The following is a 16,902-nucleotide window of genomic DNA, read 5'->3' on the forward strand; positions in this document are numbered from 1 at the left end:
ACATCGTGCATCGCCGGAAGAGCGCAGACCGGCAGCGCGTATTAGGCCGTAGACTCATAACGATCTGATCCAAATTCTTGCTGCTGCCAATTTGACGGCGGCGAGAAAGTTCATCGGGTCTTTGTCGTAACGGGTGGCGATGCCTCTGAACTGTTTGAGTTTGCTGAAGAAACGCTCAACGAGATTGCGCTGGCGGTAAACCCATTGGCTGAAAGGGAAGCTTCCCTTCCGATTGCTCTTGGCAGGAATATTGGCCCATGCCTGCCGTTGCTTTGCAAATGCTCTTATAGCGTTGGTATCGTAGGCCTTGTCCGCCAGCAGGATCGCACCCTTTGAGATTGTCTGTAACATTGGTTCCGCCATACGGCCATCATGGGCTTGGCCGGCTGTGAGTGCGAGACGGATCGGTCGACCATCGGCATCGACAACTGCGTGGATTTTGGTGGTCAAGCCGCCACGGGAACGTCCCATGCAGCCATCGTCTTGATCCCCCTTTTTCCCGTCGCCGCATGTTGATGAACACGGACACAGGAGCTGTCGATCATGACGATATCGCCATCGAAAGCCTTGGAAATCTCGCCCAGAACATGATCCCAGACACCCGCCTTGCGCCATCGCACGAACCGGTTGTAGCAGGTGGTATACGGGCCATATCGATCCGGAACGTCTGCCCAGGGCGAGCCTGTCCGGAATCGCCACAAGATGCCGTTGATCACCCGCCGGTCGTCAACGCGGGGCACGCCGCGCGGCTTATTCGGCAACAAGGGTTGAATAACAGTCCACTCGAAATCGGTGAGATCAAACCGGCGACGGGTCATGAGAAGCCTCCAAATCAAGGCTTCAATGAATCAAAATCAACCCGATTTGCAAACCCGGTTTATGAGTGCGCGGCCTAGCGCAGCCACTTGGCCGGCCAAAGGGCGATGGGCCTTGCAGCGTTCCGCACCGGTTCGCACGATCCAGCGTTGCCAACTTGACGGCTCCGTCATTTTGGCCTATTTACAGAATTCTGTAATTTTGAAGTTTGGAATTGTGCGATGACACAGCTTGAATACGACAACATCTTTGAAGCGATCACGGACGATCCGATCGAAGCTGCGGATCTGACGTTGCGATCGGATCTCGTCAACACGCTGGTCGCCATCTTCAAGGAGCGCGGCTGGAAGAACGCCGATATCGGCGCCGCGCTCGACATCCCGCAGTCGCGCGTCAGTGAACTCGTGCGCGGTAAGATCGCCGTCCTTTCGGTCCAGAAGCTTTTTGGCTACCTGGCAATTCTCGGCTACCGCTTCAAGCCGTCGCTTGATGGCAACCATCACGTGGTTTGCCGTGTCGAAGAAAAACAAAAAGAGGCCGCATAACCGGCCTCTCCTTGCTCCAGTTTCGGAGTGTTATTTCTTCGTCGGTTTTTTGTCTTTAGCCGCCTTCGCTTCAGCCTGGGTCACTTCCCGGACCTCGGCCATCATCTCCTTGTAGCGGGACAGTGCAGTGTCCATTTCCTTCTGATCAGCCTTTTCGCTGGTCTTGGTGAAGGCGTGGAGAATGTAGACGGTGTCGAGGTGTTTTGCGCAGTAGACGGCTCTATAGGCGGGCGAACCGTTTTCGCGTAGCTCGATGACGCCCTTCCATTCGCCTCTGAGAACCTTGAAGTCATCGAGCGGGTCCTCGCCCTCCTGAACTCTCCGGATCTCGCCTGAAAAATTGATTCTAATATCTGTTGGCAGATCCATAAAAGCGCGTTTGGCGCCTTCGTTCACAAACTTAAATTTCTTGGACATCTAGTTTCAAATTCCCCATTGCTTATAGGACTCTCTTTCTCCCGCGAAGCGGGGTTGGGTTTCAGCCTGGATGCAAAGCACACACAGACATGCAAACTTTAACACAGCTTTGAGTCAGAAGGCTGCGAAAATTGAAAAGGAACTGTCATGCCAACCGGTACTGTTAAATTTTTCAACGATGACAAGGGATTTGGTTTCATCACGCCGGAAACTGGCGGAACCGACGTGTTCGTTCACGTGTCCGCCTTGCAGCAAGGCGGTTCGCTCAGAGAAGGTGACAAGGTCACTTTCGAAGTTGGCCAGGACCGCAAGACCGGAAAATCGAAGGCTGAGAACGTTAGCGTGCTCTGAACTGCGGGCCGCGAGGCCAGCCTGACCGATAGATTTGGGCAGACTGGTCTCGTCCGCGCTCTACGTGCTTACTGAAAATTCCTGCTTTTCACCTTCAGCGTATCGATGCGGCTCCTGGGGATCACCCTGTCGTCCCTTAACACGGACGAAAGCGGGCAAGAACCGCAGCTTAGCTCTTGGGCTCTAATCAGCACGTCCGCAAAACGAAAAAGCCTGCCGCGGGAGGAGGTGCGGCAGGCTTTTCGAAAGAGTTGAACAACGGCTGGGAGGAGGAGTGCCGCTGTTCCGACAGACGCCCCTTGGGAGGAGGAGTGGGTCGTCTGAAATCGAAGCTCTGCGGGAGGAGGTGCATCGCTTCAATGAAACCAGGATACTCTTTTCCTCCGCACATTAAATAGACTTTGAAGCAGCGCAGCCATGCGACAAACGCATGGCCTCAAACTGATCGTAAGAAATCTCCAGCTTAGCGCCCTGCGGCAAGCTAGACACGCAAACGCCCCGCGTCACCAGCGGGCGTATTGTCATTCAGGTCGGCTTGGGAGCGGGCCGCTTAGCGAGCGACCGATTGGCGAGCAACACTGTGGATGTCGGCACGATTGATACCGAGGTCCTGCAGTTCGCGCGAGCTCATGCGGCCGAGTTCGGTAACGGTCTGACGATACTTGCGCCAGTTATTGAAAGAGCGTGCTACGTTCATGATGATCCCCTTCCGTGAGGTCTCTTGACGCCAGCAACCTTGCTTCGGTTCCAACGTCGTTTCGATGATTGGGATGTAGACCCTTACCCACCCGTCGATAAGGCACAAGCTCTCAGGCCGGCCATGCGCTCAAAGCATGGGTCCAATCAGATGTAAGCTGAAGAGGCTATCAGGCCCGGAACCGGTCGAAGGCGGTGAGGCGTTTAGTCGGTGGATCGGCCTCTGGATAGCGGTAGATTTCGGCCCTGAGATAGCGGAGCTCATCCTCGAGCGCTTCTTCACCAACCTCGATCCACCAGGACTTGGGTCGGCTATCGCTTCCGTCGGACCAGCGATAGCCTCGCGCCTTCAGGTGATCCTTCATGTCGAAGGGACTGTTCTCCGCAAAAATTCGGATACGCGATCTCTGGCTTGCTTCATAGAGTTCGGCGAAAGCCGTGGAAGCAGAGCCATCCCCCTTAAGAGCTAGGACCTCCAGAAGTGCGAAACAATCATCGACAGCGCGATGACCATCATGGAAGTAGCCCGCCTGCCCGATCAGGTATCCGAGCTTCGTGCCCTCATATCCCCGCGACGACCAGTCGATCTCAGAGTTAGAGCAAGCCCAGGCCTTGCCGGAAAATAGGTGAGAAAATGCCTCACAGAATGGCCGGTCGAAACCGGCATTGTGGGCAATCAGCAGATCGGCGGGTTCGATCAGTGCCTGCAACGCAGCCGTATCGATCGACTGCCCGACCACCATGTCGTCGGTTATTCCGGTGAGCCTGGTGATTGCGGAAGGAATGGAAACGCTGGGCTGCTGAAGTCCACCATAGATGCCGGTCACGTCACCGATACGTCCGGTCGCATCGAAGCTGAAAGCGACCACGCCGATCTCGATAATCTCATCCTTGCGCGCATTGAGGCCCGTGGTCTCGGTGTCGAGCACAATACCTTTGAGGGGATACTCCGGACGCGGGTTCGGCGCGACCGCTGGCGGCACCATTTTCGTAAGGATGCGGTAGCGGCCTGTCTCCGACAGATGACGGACCATGTCCTCTTCACTCATGGGGACGGCAGGCCGCTCAGGTTTGGCTAATCTGGAGGCGGCACGCGTGACCAAATCGTCGCGCGGAACCTGCTCCGGAAACATGTCAAACTGTTGTGCCATTCCTGTTGTGAAAGCCTCACCGCCAATTCTCTTGCTTCAAAACACGGCACGATCGGCAGATCAACCTTGTTGGTGGAGGTGCGATTTCAGCCAATCTGTCGAGCAAGGTTTACGATCGCGCAGTTTCACGCAGTGACAGCTCTTGGGTCGTTGCAGATACGTCCCAAACAGGAAAGGGCATACCAGCTGTAGCGGGAACTGCGAAAGCCGTTCGCCTCCCGTAAGACCGGTCTAAAGGGTTGCCGCAGGAGGGTTAGCACAGCGACGGCAACGCCGGGATCCGGGATCGACAGCCCCCGGCGCGCGGGGCCGCTTCTCACATCCCAGAGCCGCCACCTTAGCTCCATGATCAGAATTGGCGGCAAAGAGGTCCCAAGCCCTGCGCGATGAACCAGATTTGCAGCATCCACAGGCACTTGGCCTTATCAGTGGAGGATAACGGCCTCGACTCCGATCGGAAGGCCGATCCTGAAGAATTTATCGAACAACACCGTCTTCCGAAATTGCCTGTCCATCATCGACATGGCTGGCACGTTCTGCGGCGAGTTCTCCAGTATGCCGAGCCAGGTCAGCGGGCGAACGAGATTATGGGCGATGAACCAGCCTGCCTCGTGTCGGGGGCCGAGTGGTCCCCGCGCCGGGAAAATCTCCACCGGGAGTGCCCATTCGGTATAATCGCCAAGCGTCACCCAGTCGCCCAACCGGGTCGAGACGATGCTCAGCATATGCCTAAGATCCCAGAACAGGGCGGCGGCTTCGGGGGATAGACTCTCTTGCAGCGGAGCGGCCAGAATCCATTCTGCGAGAACTGCCTGAAGCTCGCCGTGATTGCCGAGGATCGAACTGCCGCGCTTCGTGAGCACGGCCCTACCCTTGTAGTGGCGGATGATACGAAGGTCCTGCAGCGCCCAATGCAGGATGGAGAGCGGAGGAAAATCCGGCTCGTTGAGAACCTTGTTCACGGAATAGAGTATTTCCGGCTCATACCCGGGCCACTGGAATCCATGTGCGGCCCATTCGACACATTTCCTATGGAAAGCGCCCATGGACTGCGTCAACGGAATGCCGCCGTTTTGCTCGACATAGCGGAGAAGCTTCATGCCATTGGTGGCAAGTGGGCTAGCTGCCAGTTCATCCTGATGAAGAGCCGGAGACAAATACACAAAGGGGGAGAGCGTGGACGGGCGGAACATGGGAAAGCATAATGCCGGAATATTTTACCGCCGTCATCTGCCCCGATACGATTTGATTTCGAACCACTTGCAAACCCAGTCGTCTTGAGCCGATCCGAACAGTCGACCCTCTGTTTCGCCGCGGGATAACAGTTGTGAGGCCGTATAGAGCTTAACCTATGTGCTAGCCGAACGTCGAATATGGTTGGTTGACGACTGCCATTGGCTCTCAAGATTGAATACGGAGATCGGGCGAAAATTAATCCCGCCCGATTCCAAGACGACTAGAATTCCTGCACCGAGGGACGGATCACAATCGCATTGATATCGACGTCGTCGGGCTGCTCGATTGCAAAGGCAATTGCGCGTGCCACGGACGATGCCGGGATGGCCTGTTCGTAGAAACCATGCACCGTGTCCCGCGCGGTGCCCGTCGTCCCCAGCTTCAGATCGCTCTCAACGGCGCCCGGTTCGATCGAGGTGACACGCACGGCGCTTCCGACCTCGATGCGAAGCCCCTCCGAGATCGCGCTGACCGCGAACTTCGTGCCGGAATAGACGGTACCGCCCGGCGCAAATACTTTGATGCCTGCGACGGAGCTCAGATTTATGATGTGGCCGCTCTGCTGCGCAAGAAACAATGGCAAGGCCGCGGCGATCCCATAGAGGGTGCCTTTGATGTTCACGTCGATCATCGCGTCCCACTCGTCCGTGTTGACTTCAGACATCGGCCGGATCGGCATGATGCCCGCATTGTTGATGATGACATCGAGGCGGCCGAAGTCTTGAACCACGGCCTCGACGACAGCCTTGACCTGATGCTTGTCGGTAACGTCCATCACGTACGCCCGGATGTCACCGCCCAGCGCTGCGATTTCGGCACGGACCGCATCGAGCTTGTCTTGGCGCCTTGCGGCGATCGCCACCTTTGCGCCCTTTGCCGCGAGAGTTCTGGCGACCTCCGCTCCGATGCCTGTACTTCCGCCGGTGATGAGAACGACTTTGTCTTTGATCATGGTCTTGTCCTTGAGTTCGGTGGGGTTATGGCCAGCCACGAGGCAGCCGTTTGATGCGGGCCCAGGCCAGCAATTCGGGGAAAATGTTATGCTTTGGGGCGACGGTGGTGATGTGGCTGCAGGAAAGGTGAGAGACCAAACATCAAGAGCGCCACAACAGCGAGGATCCAGAGAGGGAACCTGAAGTCGCCGGTACTGTCACGAAGGATCCCCAGAAGCAGTGGGCCAAGCGCGCCGGAAAAATAGCCAATCCCCATGACGAACGCCGTCCAGGCGTTGGCGTCGTGGGCATCCACCGCGTTGTCGAGGGGCAGGATCATTGCGAGCGTGAAAGATCCGCCCACGCCGAAAGCAATCATCGGAATGAAGAAAAACGGCAGGAAGTCTGGCGAAATCGCGACGGCAGCCGAGCCGACAAGGGCCAATCCTGCGAACAGAGCTATCACGAGGCGACGGTCTTCGTCGCGGCTGATCAATCCAGCCAACGGATTCGCGACCATGAATGCAGCAGTGAAGCCTGCCAGCAGGAGCCCCGCAGCGGTGGCACTCATGCCCAATTCACTGAATATCGGCGCTGTCCACGACACGAACCCGAAAAACAGGATGTTGTTGGCAGCGAAGTAGAGAGCAATCAGCCAGGCAACAGGATTGGCGGTGGGCAGACGGCGTCGTGCCGATGTCGACGTTTCTTTGACGAGCGCCAGTGTTCTGCCTTCAGCGGCAGAGACAACGATCCAGGCAGCTATGGCCGTCAGGCACGGAATTGCCAGGATGCCGTCAGCGAACCTCCAGCCTCCGCCCAGATTTGCAAGCGGCTCGGTCAGGCCGGCCGCAAGCGTACTGCCAAGGCCCAATGAAGATGCGTAGATCCCCATTAGAACCGCTGCCTGCTTCGGAAAACTCTTCTTTGCGAAGCCTGGGATCAGCGCACCTGCGACTGCAATCCCCGCTCCTATTCCCACAGTGGAAGCCAGAAGCATAACGACGGAGCCGGAGAAGGCTCGGAGAATTGTCGTCAACATCAGGAGGATCAGCGCGGTCAGAATGACCCTGTCGCGGCCAAATCGGTGGGCGAGCCAAGGGGTGGGAAACGCCAGCAAACCCATCAGCATTGCAGGAATAGCTGTCAGCAGGGATGCCTCGGCGTTGGACATCCCAAACTCCTGACTGATATGGGGCAGCAGTGGTCCGATCGAAACGATCCCCGGACGAAGATCGATCGCGACCAGTACGATCGCAGCGACAGTGGCGGCGAACGAAAGCGCCGGGCGGGCAAGTGCTGCCGGAACGTCTGCGCTGGCAGCATCAGCCTGAACAACCCGAAGACGATAGTCGGCTAACGGGCGGGTGGAAAGTATATGCGTCATCAGGGATCTCCGGGGTGAGAAGCAGATTGATGGACATGGCGGGCCAAGACGAAGCCAACCCGCCATGACATGGGAGTTACTTCGCAGCCTCGATGATCAGCTTCGCCACCACGTCCGGGTGCGACAGCATGACGACATGGCTGGCAGCCACCTCGACGGCTGTCGCCTTTAGGCGCTTGACCTGATCTCGCTGGAGCTGCGGCGGGATCACCTTATCGTCCGTGGACACAACCTCGAAGGAAGGAACCGTGTGCCAGGCTGCCTGTGTGACGGGCGTTGAAACGGCCTTGACGCCAAACGCACCCTGTGTGGCTGCGATCAGTTCCTGTTCGTCGCGAGGCAGATCGGCTGCGAAGTAATTGAAGACCCCCTCGTCGGTGAACTTCAGATAACCCGCATCATCTTTCTTGATGAATGGTCTGCCCGGAGCATCCGGATATGGCTTCTGGGTATCGAGGACCGACTGTCCGACCTCTGGAGCATAGGCCGCGACGTACACGAGCGAGTGAACCCTCGGATTAACACCCGCCTGCGTGATGACGGCGCCGCCGTAGGAATGACCGACCAACACGACCGGGCCTTCAGCATCGGCAATCGCCCGGTCGGTGAAAGCAACGTCATTTTCCAGGGTGTCCAGCGGGTTCTGGACCGCCACGACTTTCAATCCTGCCTTCTTCAGAAGCGGGATGACCTTGTTCCAAGACGAACCATCGGCAAATGCGCCGTGAACGAGGACAACGGTCTTGGCCTTGAAGTCTGCCGCAGCCGCCGGCAGAGCGACACTGGCTGTGATTGCAACGACGGCCACAGCCGAGATGAGGGAGTTCAGGAGTTTCATTTCATGTATCCTTCTGAAATCATGGTGATCGGAGGGGAAATTGAGCGCGCACTTGTCCGATCCCGAAACAACCGCGGTTGAAATCGGGCACAAAAATGCGCGATGAAGGGACAAGCCGCGGACATGGGCGGTCGCGACAGGTTTAGATTACCGGGGCCGAATACTATTTGGCTTCAGCCCCTTGGTTGGCCTAGGCGCCACAGGGGACAAAACTCTCAGCCAGAACTCCAGCGCCAGCCTCCGCGATGGCCACATCTTCTGCGACTGTGCCGCCGCTAACGCCGATCGCGCCGATCGCCTGCCCCTGGAATCGGATAGGCATGCCTCCTCCGAACACGACCACGCGACCGTTGTAGGAATGCTGAATTCCGAAGAGCTCAGCACCCGGTTGAGCCAACACGCTCAGCGCGTCAGTCCCATTGTTGAAGATCTGAGCGGTGAACGCTTTGTTGATCGCCAGTTCAACGGATCCCGGCATGGCTCCATCCTGGCGATCGAAGGAAAGCAGGTGGCCGTCCGGGCCAATCACTGCGATCGAGCATGCGACATCCAACTCGTTCGCCTTGGACTTTGATGTCTCGATCATCTGGCGGGCATGCGCAGACGATAGCGTTGGTTTGAGGCTGATCATTTCGATATCCGATTTTCGGGTGGCCGACCGCCGTCTGCTGGCGGCCGTCCACGATGCTGAATGATCAGGCTGCCCGGCCCCGCGTCTGGCTCAAGGCTGTGAGCAGAGCTTCGGCGGCCTCGGCGGAAGATCCCGGGTTCTGCCCGGTGATGAGCTGGCCATCGACGACCGTGTGGACTCCCCAGTCCTTCACCTTGGAGAACACGGCACCCTGGGCGATGAGCACGTCCTCGACCAGGAAAGGGACCACCTTGGTCAGGCCAACACCTTCTTCTTCGGTACTGGTGAAACCTGTGAGATAGCGACCCTGAGCAAACGGCGAGCCGTCGGCGTTCTTGACATGGCGCAGCACGCCCGGAGCATGGCAGACAAGCGCAATGGTCTTGCCGGCGGCGATGAAGGATTCGATGAGCGCGATGGAATTCTTGTCTTCAGCGAGATCCCACATCGGGCCATGACCGCCGGGATAGAAGACCGTATCAAAATCCTTCTGGTCGACGCTGTCGAGGCGCACCGTCTGGGCGAGCTGCGCGTTAGCGTCGGCGTCTGCCTTGAAACGAGCCGTCAGCTCGGTCTGGAACATCGGTTCGTCGCTCTTCGGGTCGAGCGGCGGCTGGCCGCCCTTGGGCGAGGCAAGAGTGATCTCCGCGCCGGCGTCCTTGAAGAGGTAATAAGGCGCGGCCAGCTCCTCAAGCCAGAACCCGGTCTTGCGGCCGGTGTCGCCGAGCGTATCGTGCGAAGTCAGTACCATGAGAACTTTCATCGTCTTATCCTTTGATGGTCGCGGCCAGATCGGCCCGGATTGTCGATCAGCGCTGCTGGCCTTTCGATGAAGTGATCATGTCATCCGCATAGATATTTGAGAAATTTACTTATTGGATTTTAGATATTCACGTGCAATTACATCTGGATGAAATACGATCTGAACCTTCTGCCCGTCTTCCTGGCTCTCATGGAGGAGCGGAGCGTCACCCGCGCTGCCAGTCGTCTTGGCATCACGCAGCCTGCGCTGTCGAATTCGCTCAATCGGCTTCGCGACATGCTGAAAGACCCGCTGTTCATCCGGGAGCGCTACGGCATCAGACCGACACAGCTTGCCGAGGAGATCGCGCCGACGATCGAGGCGGCGTTGGCGCAGCTTGATGATCTCGTCATCCACCAGCAGGATTTCGATCCAGCAAGCGCAGAGCGGCTTTTTCTGATCGCGCCCAACAGCTACGTCGAACTTGTGTTGATGCCAGCGCTGGTTGCAAGGCTGCGAGAGCAAGCTCCGGGGATCAAACTTCGCATGACGCCTTTCGGCAACGATCTAGCTGATACGGGAGTTATTTCAGGCACGACCGCCATGGTGCTTGGACGGGTCATCGACCCACCGGACAACCTCGTCGTCCAGCATCTCATGGACGATGGACTGGCTTGCATCGTACGTCGCGACCATCCGGATGTCGGTGCCAGCCTGACGCGGGATCTTTACGAGAGCCTGAAGCACGTCAACGTCCTGCCGCCGGGTCGCATTCGCGCGGGCGTATTCCAGGCGTTGGGGCAGCAGAACCTCAAGCGCGAGGTTGCTGTCTCCGTCACGCATTTCCTGTCAGTTCCCGAGATGGTCGCGGTGACCGATTATTGCGCAACATTGCCGCGCCTGATCTGTCGCAGCCTGGAGCGCGACCCTCGGCTTAAGGTCGTGGAAGCACCTGTCGATCTTGGAACATTCCCGGTCGAGATGGCTTGGCATGTGCGATATCGTCACGATCCCGCTCATCGTTGGCTTAGGGGCGTCGTCAGCGAAATTGCGAAAGACCTGGTATCGCAATAAGCCAATTCCGAGTTTCGCTCGTTCTCGCGAAAGTATCGCCTTGATGAGATACAAACCGGTGACCTGTTGTCGAATGAAATAAGCCTCCAAATATCTCATTATTGGCTTTGTTGTGGTTATGAAAGCAGACCCCGACTACGAGCGTGAGATGCAGCAGCTGTCCGCGTTTTTGCGTTGAGCTTGGCGAGAATCGAAGAAACGTGGTGATCCACCGTCTTGACCGAGACGAACAGCAAAGCAGCTATCTCTCCGTTGGATTTGCCCAGATCAACCCATCGCAACACATCCATCTCGCGCATCGTCAGGCCGGCCGGGTTGGCCTTCGTGCTGGCCCTTGGACCACGGGCGGCAACACGGCCAAGTCGGCCACGTATGATCGCACGGACATGCTGGGCAACTGCCGAGGCTCCCAAGCCTTCAAGGAGGTCTAGTGCGTGATAGATGGCATTATCGTCGCGATCGAGGAGTGCCATGGCCTGCCAATAGGGCGATCCCCTCTCGCCCCATGTCTCCGCTGCGGCCGCCCAGTCACCAGCCAGCATCTGGCGAACGACCTGATCTACGCCGAAAGCCGAGTCGAGCGAAACGTCTGCTCCAAGTTTTCGTTTCCAGACAAGCAGCAGCGAAACACTGGCGTCATCCCTGGAAAGAGCTATGGCCTGATCGAGCAAATTCAAGGCTCGTCCGATGCACTCCAAGCCCAACCAAGCCCGCTCCGCTATCAGCTCGGCATAGGGTGCCAGCCTCTGCAGCTCCCTGCCCGTCTCAAGAAAACGCGACAGTTCCTCCAGTAACGCATCTGCCGGCTCACGACGCCGTGTCCAGAGAACCGCGAGCGCAAGAACATTCGGGTATCGTGACAAGGGAGGCGCATTGACGTTGCCGACGACCAAGCTGGCGGCCCCCTCCGCCTCGTCCCAGCGGCCGAGATGGGTGAACAACTCCGCCTGTTCACCACGCATGTAGTCACGCCACGTATCGAGGTCGTGTTCGATACAGTAGCTAATTCCACGCCCGAGAAAATCCTCGGCGTCTGCGACAGAATGCAAACGCAGCTCTATCCAGCCTCGATTAGTGAAACTCCGAGCTGCGTGCTCCTCGAGCTGGTGAGCGAGGGCAATTTCCAGACTACGTCCAAGGAGCTCCCGGGCTTGATCTGGGTCACGCCACAAGACTGCGGTGCCAACATTATTCAGTGCATGGCAGAGAATATCGGGTCTGCCGATAGCTTCGGATTGCGCCAGGCCGATCGCCCGCTGCCCATAGTGGCATGCTGTCTCCGTGTCGCCTGCGAGCATACTCAGTTGCGAGAGATTGGAATATGCCATGGCGAGCTCCGCTCCCTCAGGCTGCGCCTCCAGGAGATCCACGGCCTCCTTTCCATAGGCGTCGCTATCCTCGCGGTTGCCTGCGAGGTAACTGAGCCGAGACAGCCACCGCAGGCTTTCGCCCTCTCGCAATGGCGCGCCGAGCCGGTGATGAATAGCGAGCGCTTTTTTCTGCGAAACTATGGCCCGCTCGACCTGACCGACCAGGTGACATTCGAAGGCGTAGTTTTCATACAGGTCTGCCTGCATCTTTTCATCAAAAGCAGAGGCATGGTTCAATGACAGTTCATAGTACTCGATCGCCTCGCGATGGGCACCCAGCTTTGCCGCTTCTGCTGCCGCCTGCGGTGCCAGTTCACAGATGGCAGCGATATCCTGCGCTTCGTTCGCATGGTGTATCAACCGCACCCACGGCACATGCTCGGCATGGCGGGAGGCTGCCAGGGCCGTTGCGTTCAAGCCACGACGGCGAATGGGCGATAAAGATTGCTCTATCACCTGGCGAGTGATCTCGTGACGAAACGAGTATGTTCCGTCAACCCGACGCATCAGGCCGCAGTCGAGGCATGCCTGCAAAGATTTTTCGGCGCCATCGCCGCAAATCGCATCGAGAGACTTGAAGTCGACTGCATCGGGAAAGATCGAGGCTGCGGCAAGAACATCCCTATCAGGAGCCGTTAGACCCTCCGCACGCGCAAGAACGGCATCGCGAATGGTTGTCGGCATCACCTTCCAGCCGCCCGCCTCGATCAGCTCGGTAATGAAATAGGGATTGCCCCCGGTGACACGAAAAATCTCATCACCGTCAAAACCGCGTAGCTTTGCAAGTTCACCTACGGCAGCCCTGCTCAATGCAGGGACGTCTACCCGTTCATCTTTGTGGACGAAGTGCAGGATCTTGCTGGCTACGATCTCGATATCCTGGTGGCCTTGTTCAAAACGCCTTCCCATGTCGTGCTCGTAGGTGATCCGAGGCAGGTGACCTACCTCACCCATCTGGAAGCACGCTACGAGAAATACAGGAACGGCGGAATCGAGAACTTCATTCGCGAGAAACTGCCTAAAAAGGTTTCCTGCGAGATCGATACGGCGAGCCTTGCCACATCGCACCGCAATAGCGCCGCTATTTGTGCATTGTCCTCCAAACTCTATCCTGCCATGGCAGCGACCGCTGCATGCGACTGCGACCATTGCCGCCAGCCAGTCCCTGATGACGCAGGACTTCATATCGTCAGGCGCAAGGACCTGCCTCGCTATCTAAAAACGGGTAAGCCGGTGCAGCTTCGGTGGAGTTCCAGCATCAAGGTCGCGGCGGCCGATCTACCGACGCTTACGTTCGGACGATCTAAAGGCCTCGGTTTTGACCGCGTCGTTATCTATCCCACGGAAAAAATGATGTCGTGGCTGGAAGACCCAAAGGACCAACTGGAAGGAGAGGCGCGTGCCAAACTGTACGTCGCCTTGACGAGGGCACGTCATGTCGTCGCTATCGTCCATGACCTTCCGGAGGGCAAGTCGGTTCCGGGATTTTCGATATTCGAGTAGTGGAGGTTGCCGGAAAGTCCCCTTATATAATTCTATGATTTCAGTAAACTGGGTGTTGAGTCGTCGCCAAAATTTGCATGAAATTTGGAAAAAATTGCATTCACGACCATATGTCGCTATAGTGAGTGCAGGAGCTAACCCATGACGAAGTTACAGGAATTGAAAAAGCATCTGCGGTCCGGCAAGGTCTACCGTCGGGAGGATCTCACCCAATGGTCGTCGTCTGTCGATCGGCATCTTCAGCAGCTGCTGGCAGAAGGATACCTGACCAAGCTATCGACCGGCGTCTATCACCGGCCGAAGCAGACCGCGTTCGGCAAAGCCCCCGCCGAGGATGACGCGCTCGTCGAGGCTTTCCTGAAGGATGACCGTTACCTCGTCACCTCGCCCAATGCCTATAACAGCCTGGGTGTCGGCGCGACGCAGCTCTATAACAAGACCGTCGTCTATAACCATAAGCGCCACGGCAACTTCATGCTGGGCGGCCGAGAGTTCGAGTTCCGCAGAAAGCCAGCCTTCCCCAAAACCCTGACCAAAGAATTCCTGCTGGTCGACCTGGTCAACAATCTCGACCAACTGGCCGAGGACCGCTATCAGGTGCTGGCCCGCGTGAAGGAACGTGCCCTGCAGGGCAATCGCACCGCACTCACCCGTGCCGCCAAGGAATACGGCATGGTGCGCACGCGTAAATTCTTCAACACCCTCGCCGCCGACACGCATGCCAGCTGATTTCCTCCATAAGCACAAGGATTTTGCGTCCCTGCTGCGCATCGTCGCTGACCAGATAAAGGTGCAGCCGGTGCTGGTCGAAAAAGACTACTGGATCATGCATTGCCTGTACGGCCTGCAGCAGCTGGAGATGACGTTCGAGCTGAAGGGAGGCACCTCGCTATCGAAAGGATACCGCATCATCAACCGCTTTTCGGAGGATATCGATATCCGTATCGAACCGCCGAAGGCAATGGAGGTAAAAACCGGCCCCAATCACGATAAGGCAGCGCATCGTGAAAGCCGCAAGGGCTTCTATGACTGGCTGGCGGAGACGATCACGATCGACGGCATCCAGAAGATCGAGCGCGATACCGAATTTGACAACGAGACGTATCGCAGCGGCGGCATCCGCCTCTACTACCCCGAGACGACCGGAACGAAATCGGATCTCAAGGACGGCGTGTTGCTCGAAGCCGGCTTTGACACGGTGGCTCCCAATATCAACAAGGATATCAGCTCCTGGGCCTATGATTACGCGGCATCGCGCGTCGAGCTGATCGATAATCGCGCACTTCCCGTTCACCCCGCACGCCCCATTGGATAGTCCCAAAAGCGCCTCTCTCGCCCCGGCACCAAGCTCACAGGCGCCACCGCCTTCGCTTCCGGCAAATAGACTATTCTTGCGTGTGATCGTTTGGGGACGGATTGCGCGCTCGACGATATTGGAGTCAATCTCGATGCGGCCGTCACCGAGAAAGCGTTCCAGAGATTGTCGACGGGTCATTGCATAGCGGATCGCTTCCGCGGTCTTGGACTTGCCAGAGACCTTGGCCAGCTCCTTTTCCCAGATGTCAAAAAGGTTGGCGACAATGGCCGCAGACCGCTCTTGTCGTGCGGCAGCACGGATGTTGGCATCCTTTCCCCGGATCTCGTCCTCAACCTTCCACAACTCGCTCATCGCCTTCACCGAGGCTGTCGCGGCGTGATTGATACCACCGATATGCAGTTCGTAGAATTTGCGCCTGACATGCGCCCAGCACCCTGCCAACGTGATGGTTTCGTTGCTGCCTGCCTTGACCTGCTCTTTAACCATGCTCGTATAGGCGCCGTGCCCATCAACCTGGAGAATGCCGTTGAAGCCGCTCAGGTGACGGGCCACACAGCGCCCACCTCTGCTGTCTTCAAATCTATAGGCGACCATTGGTGGCCCTGATCCCCCGAACGGCCGATCATCACGTGCATAGGTCCATAGCCATGCCGTCATTGTTTTTCCCGAACCAGGCACCAGGGTCGGCAATGTCGTTTCGTCGGCAAAGACCCTTTCACCTGCTTTGATTTTCTCCAGGATGTAATCGGCCAGGATCTTGAGCTCGAAGCCGAGATGTCCCATCCATTGAGCCATCACGGAGCGGCTCAGCGTCACGCTATCGCGCAGGTAGATTGTTTCCTGACGGTAAAGCGGAAGGCCGTCGGCATATTTGGACACGGCGATGTAAGCTAGGAGCTGTTCGCTCGGCAGTCCGGCTTCGATGATATGGCCAGGGCCTAGAGCCTGCAGCACACCGTCACGCCCTCGGAATGCGTATTTCGGCCGCCGAGTAACGATGATCCTAAACTTCGGTGGGATGACATCGAGCCGCTCGGATCGGTCTTCGCCAATCAAAACCTTTTCCAGACCTCGACATTCTTGGGGGATTTCAGGCTCGATGACCTCCTCGATGCGCTCGAGATGAGCGGCAAAGCCCTTGCGCGGGCGTGCTTCCCGCTTTGGCTTGTCTTTCCGTGACTGGTCGAGCTCGCTGTCGATCGCTGCCAGGCCGGTCTCGACTTCCTCGAACGCAAAGTCGATCTGATCGTCGTTGATCCCCAGTCGCAGCCGTTCCGAGCGCTTGCCTTTCTGAGCCCGCTCAAGCACTTTTACAATCGCAGTGAGAGTGGCTATCCGCTCGTCCGTATCCTTCTTGAGCGCTTCAAGCCGGGTGATCTCCGCTCGGGCAGCGGCGCCTTCTGCGCTCATGGCGACGATCATCGCCTTGAGTGCATCAACGTCGTCAGGAAGGTCCGAAGCAGAGAACATCATAGCTGGAAGTAGATCACAAATAGTGATCTTTTCCTAGCGTTTACAATAACATGCGTGAGATTTCTTGGATGGGTTCAACCCGTCGAAAGCGGCCTCCTGATTGTCGCCGGGCGGATCTTCTTCCAATCCATTCCGGCGAGTAGGGCCATGAGCTGGGCATGATCCAGACGGATGCGCGCCGCCGTCGCTGCCGGCCAGCAAAAGCCATTTCCTTCGATAACTTTCGAATAGAGACAGACCCCGCTGCCATCCCACCACACGATCCGGACACGGTCCTTCCGTTTGGAACGGAACACGTAAAGGGCGCTGTTGAAAGGATCGAGACCGCCATCCCTGACCAAAGCCATCAACGAAGCCGCTCCCTTGCGAAAGTCGACCGGTTGGCAGGAGACGTAAACGACAACGCCAGACGCAATCATGCC

Annotated in this window: 18 protein-coding genes and 1 pseudogene; 6 read left to right on the forward strand and 13 right to left on the reverse strand. The window is 57.5% G+C overall.

What is annotated here, in order from left to right; genetic code table 11:
- Window positions 1-54: 54 nt before the first annotated feature.
- Window positions 55-818 (reverse strand): IS5 family transposase gene (locus tag ASD36_RS30140; RefSeq protein ID WP_112834743.1). Its coding sequence is split into 2 segments (ribosomal slippage): window positions 55-503 and window positions 503-818, totalling 765 coding nucleotides; the frame shifts between segments, so codons are not numbered across the junction.
- A gap of 219 nt (window positions 819-1,037) precedes the next feature.
- Between ASD36_RS30140 and ASD36_RS13980 the strand changes: the two genes are divergently transcribed.
- Window positions 1,038-1,361, forward strand: a complete 324-nt coding sequence (locus ASD36_RS13980; protein ID WP_037103286.1) for an XRE family transcriptional regulator — start codon at window positions 1,038-1,040, stop codon at window positions 1,359-1,361.
- 30 nt (window positions 1,362-1,391) lie between these two features.
- On the opposite strand, the gene ASD36_RS13985 is transcribed toward ASD36_RS13980, so the two are convergent.
- Window positions 1,392-1,778, reverse strand: a complete 387-nt coding sequence (locus ASD36_RS13985) for a type II toxin-antitoxin system RelE/ParE family toxin (RefSeq protein WP_037103288.1) — start codon at window positions 1,776-1,778, stop codon at window positions 1,392-1,394.
- 147 nt (window positions 1,779-1,925) lie between these two features.
- Between ASD36_RS13985 and ASD36_RS13990 the strand changes: the two genes are divergently transcribed.
- Entirely contained in the window at window positions 1,926-2,129 is a 204-nt protein-coding gene (locus tag ASD36_RS13990; protein ID WP_011654114.1) for a cold-shock protein, read from the forward strand.
- Window positions 2,130-2,679: 550 nt separating this feature from the next.
- Here ASD36_RS13990 and ASD36_RS30145 read toward each other — a convergent pair.
- The 8 genes from ASD36_RS30145 to ASD36_RS14025 form a co-directional block, all read right to left on the reverse strand.
- Window positions 2,680-2,826 carry a DUF1127 domain-containing protein gene (locus ASD36_RS30145; RefSeq protein WP_003551724.1) on the reverse strand — a complete coding sequence of 49 codons (147 nt, stop codon included), beginning with the start codon at window positions 2,824-2,826 and terminating at the stop codon, window positions 2,680-2,682.
- Window positions 2,827-2,995: 169 nt separating this feature from the next.
- Window positions 2,996-3,874, reverse strand: a complete 879-nt coding sequence (locus tag ASD36_RS13995) for a 3'-5' exonuclease (protein WP_244489839.1) — start codon at window positions 3,872-3,874, stop codon at window positions 2,996-2,998.
- Window positions 3,875-4,401: 527 nt separating this feature from the next.
- Window positions 4,402-5,076, reverse strand: a complete 675-nt coding sequence (locus ASD36_RS14000) for a hypothetical protein (RefSeq protein ID WP_060511276.1) — start codon at window positions 5,074-5,076, stop codon at window positions 4,402-4,404.
- Window positions 5,077-5,432: 356 nt separating this feature from the next.
- On the reverse strand, window positions 5,433-6,164 hold the full coding sequence (locus tag ASD36_RS14005; protein ID WP_060511278.1) for an SDR family oxidoreductase: 732 nt from the start codon (window positions 6,162-6,164) through the stop codon (window positions 5,433-5,435).
- 86 nt (window positions 6,165-6,250) lie between these two features.
- On the reverse strand, window positions 6,251-7,531 hold the full coding sequence (locus tag ASD36_RS14010; protein ID WP_082562823.1) for an MFS transporter: 1,281 nt from the start codon (window positions 7,529-7,531) through the stop codon (window positions 6,251-6,253).
- 76 nt (window positions 7,532-7,607) lie between these two features.
- Window positions 7,608-8,369, reverse strand: a complete 762-nt coding sequence (locus ASD36_RS14015) for an alpha/beta hydrolase (protein WP_060511281.1) — start codon at window positions 8,367-8,369, stop codon at window positions 7,608-7,610.
- A gap of 190 nt (window positions 8,370-8,559) precedes the next feature.
- On the reverse strand, window positions 8,560-9,000 hold the full coding sequence (locus ASD36_RS14020; RefSeq protein WP_060511282.1) for a heme-binding protein: 441 nt from the start codon (window positions 8,998-9,000) through the stop codon (window positions 8,560-8,562).
- A 64-nt stretch (window positions 9,001-9,064) separates the two neighbouring features.
- Window positions 9,065-9,763: a type 1 glutamine amidotransferase domain-containing protein gene (locus tag ASD36_RS14025; RefSeq protein WP_060511285.1), complete on the reverse strand. Its 699-nt coding sequence runs from the start codon at window positions 9,761-9,763 to the stop codon at window positions 9,065-9,067.
- Window positions 9,764-9,910: 147 nt separating this feature from the next.
- Between ASD36_RS14025 and ASD36_RS14030 the strand changes: the two genes are divergently transcribed.
- Window positions 9,911-10,816 (forward strand): LysR substrate-binding domain-containing protein, encoded by a 906-nt coding sequence (locus ASD36_RS14030; protein WP_060511287.1) that lies wholly within the window; start codon window positions 9,911-9,913, stop codon window positions 10,814-10,816.
- 116 nt (window positions 10,817-10,932) lie between these two features.
- On the opposite strand, the gene ASD36_RS31700 is transcribed toward ASD36_RS14030, so the two are convergent.
- Window positions 10,933-13,095, reverse strand: coding sequence for a LuxR family transcriptional regulator (locus ASD36_RS31700; RefSeq protein WP_277996000.1), 2,163 nt, complete (start codon window positions 13,093-13,095; stop codon window positions 10,933-10,935).
- Between ASD36_RS31700 and ASD36_RS14040 the strand changes: the two genes are divergently transcribed.
- The 3 genes from ASD36_RS14040 (at window position 13,033) to ASD36_RS30150 (ending at window position 15,004) form a co-directional block, all read left to right on the forward strand.
- Window positions 13,033-13,689 (forward strand): 3'-5' exonuclease, encoded by a 657-nt coding sequence (locus ASD36_RS14040; protein ID WP_244489841.1) that lies wholly within the window; start codon window positions 13,033-13,035, stop codon window positions 13,687-13,689. The two genes, ASD36_RS31700 and ASD36_RS14040, sit on opposite strands and share 63 nt — an antisense overlap.
- A gap of 141 nt (window positions 13,690-13,830) precedes the next feature.
- Window positions 13,831-14,418, forward strand: coding sequence for a DUF6088 family protein (locus tag ASD36_RS14045; protein ID WP_060511289.1), 588 nt, complete (start codon window positions 13,831-13,833; stop codon window positions 14,416-14,418).
- Window positions 14,419-14,548: 130 nt separating this feature from the next.
- Entirely contained in the window at window positions 14,549-15,004 is a 456-nt protein-coding gene (locus tag ASD36_RS30150; protein WP_244489842.1) for a nucleotidyl transferase AbiEii/AbiGii toxin family protein, read from the forward strand.
- Between the two features lie 42 nt (window positions 15,005-15,046).
- On the opposite strand, the pseudogene ASD36_RS14050 reads toward ASD36_RS30150, so the two are convergent.
- Window positions 15,047-16,480: pseudogene (locus tag ASD36_RS14050) on the reverse strand (IS66 family transposase); the annotation flags it as partial.
- Window positions 16,481-16,554: 74 nt separating this feature from the next.
- Window positions 16,555-16,902: IS66 family insertion sequence element accessory protein TnpB (gene tnpB / locus ASD36_RS14055; RefSeq protein ID WP_156393857.1), on the reverse strand; the 348-nt coding region annotated here is incomplete at its 5' end.

Origin of the sequence: Rhizobium sp. Root1334 (assembly GCF_001426665.1) — a bacterium.
Taxonomy (GTDB): Bacteria; Pseudomonadota; Alphaproteobacteria; order Rhizobiales; family Rhizobiaceae; genus Pararhizobium.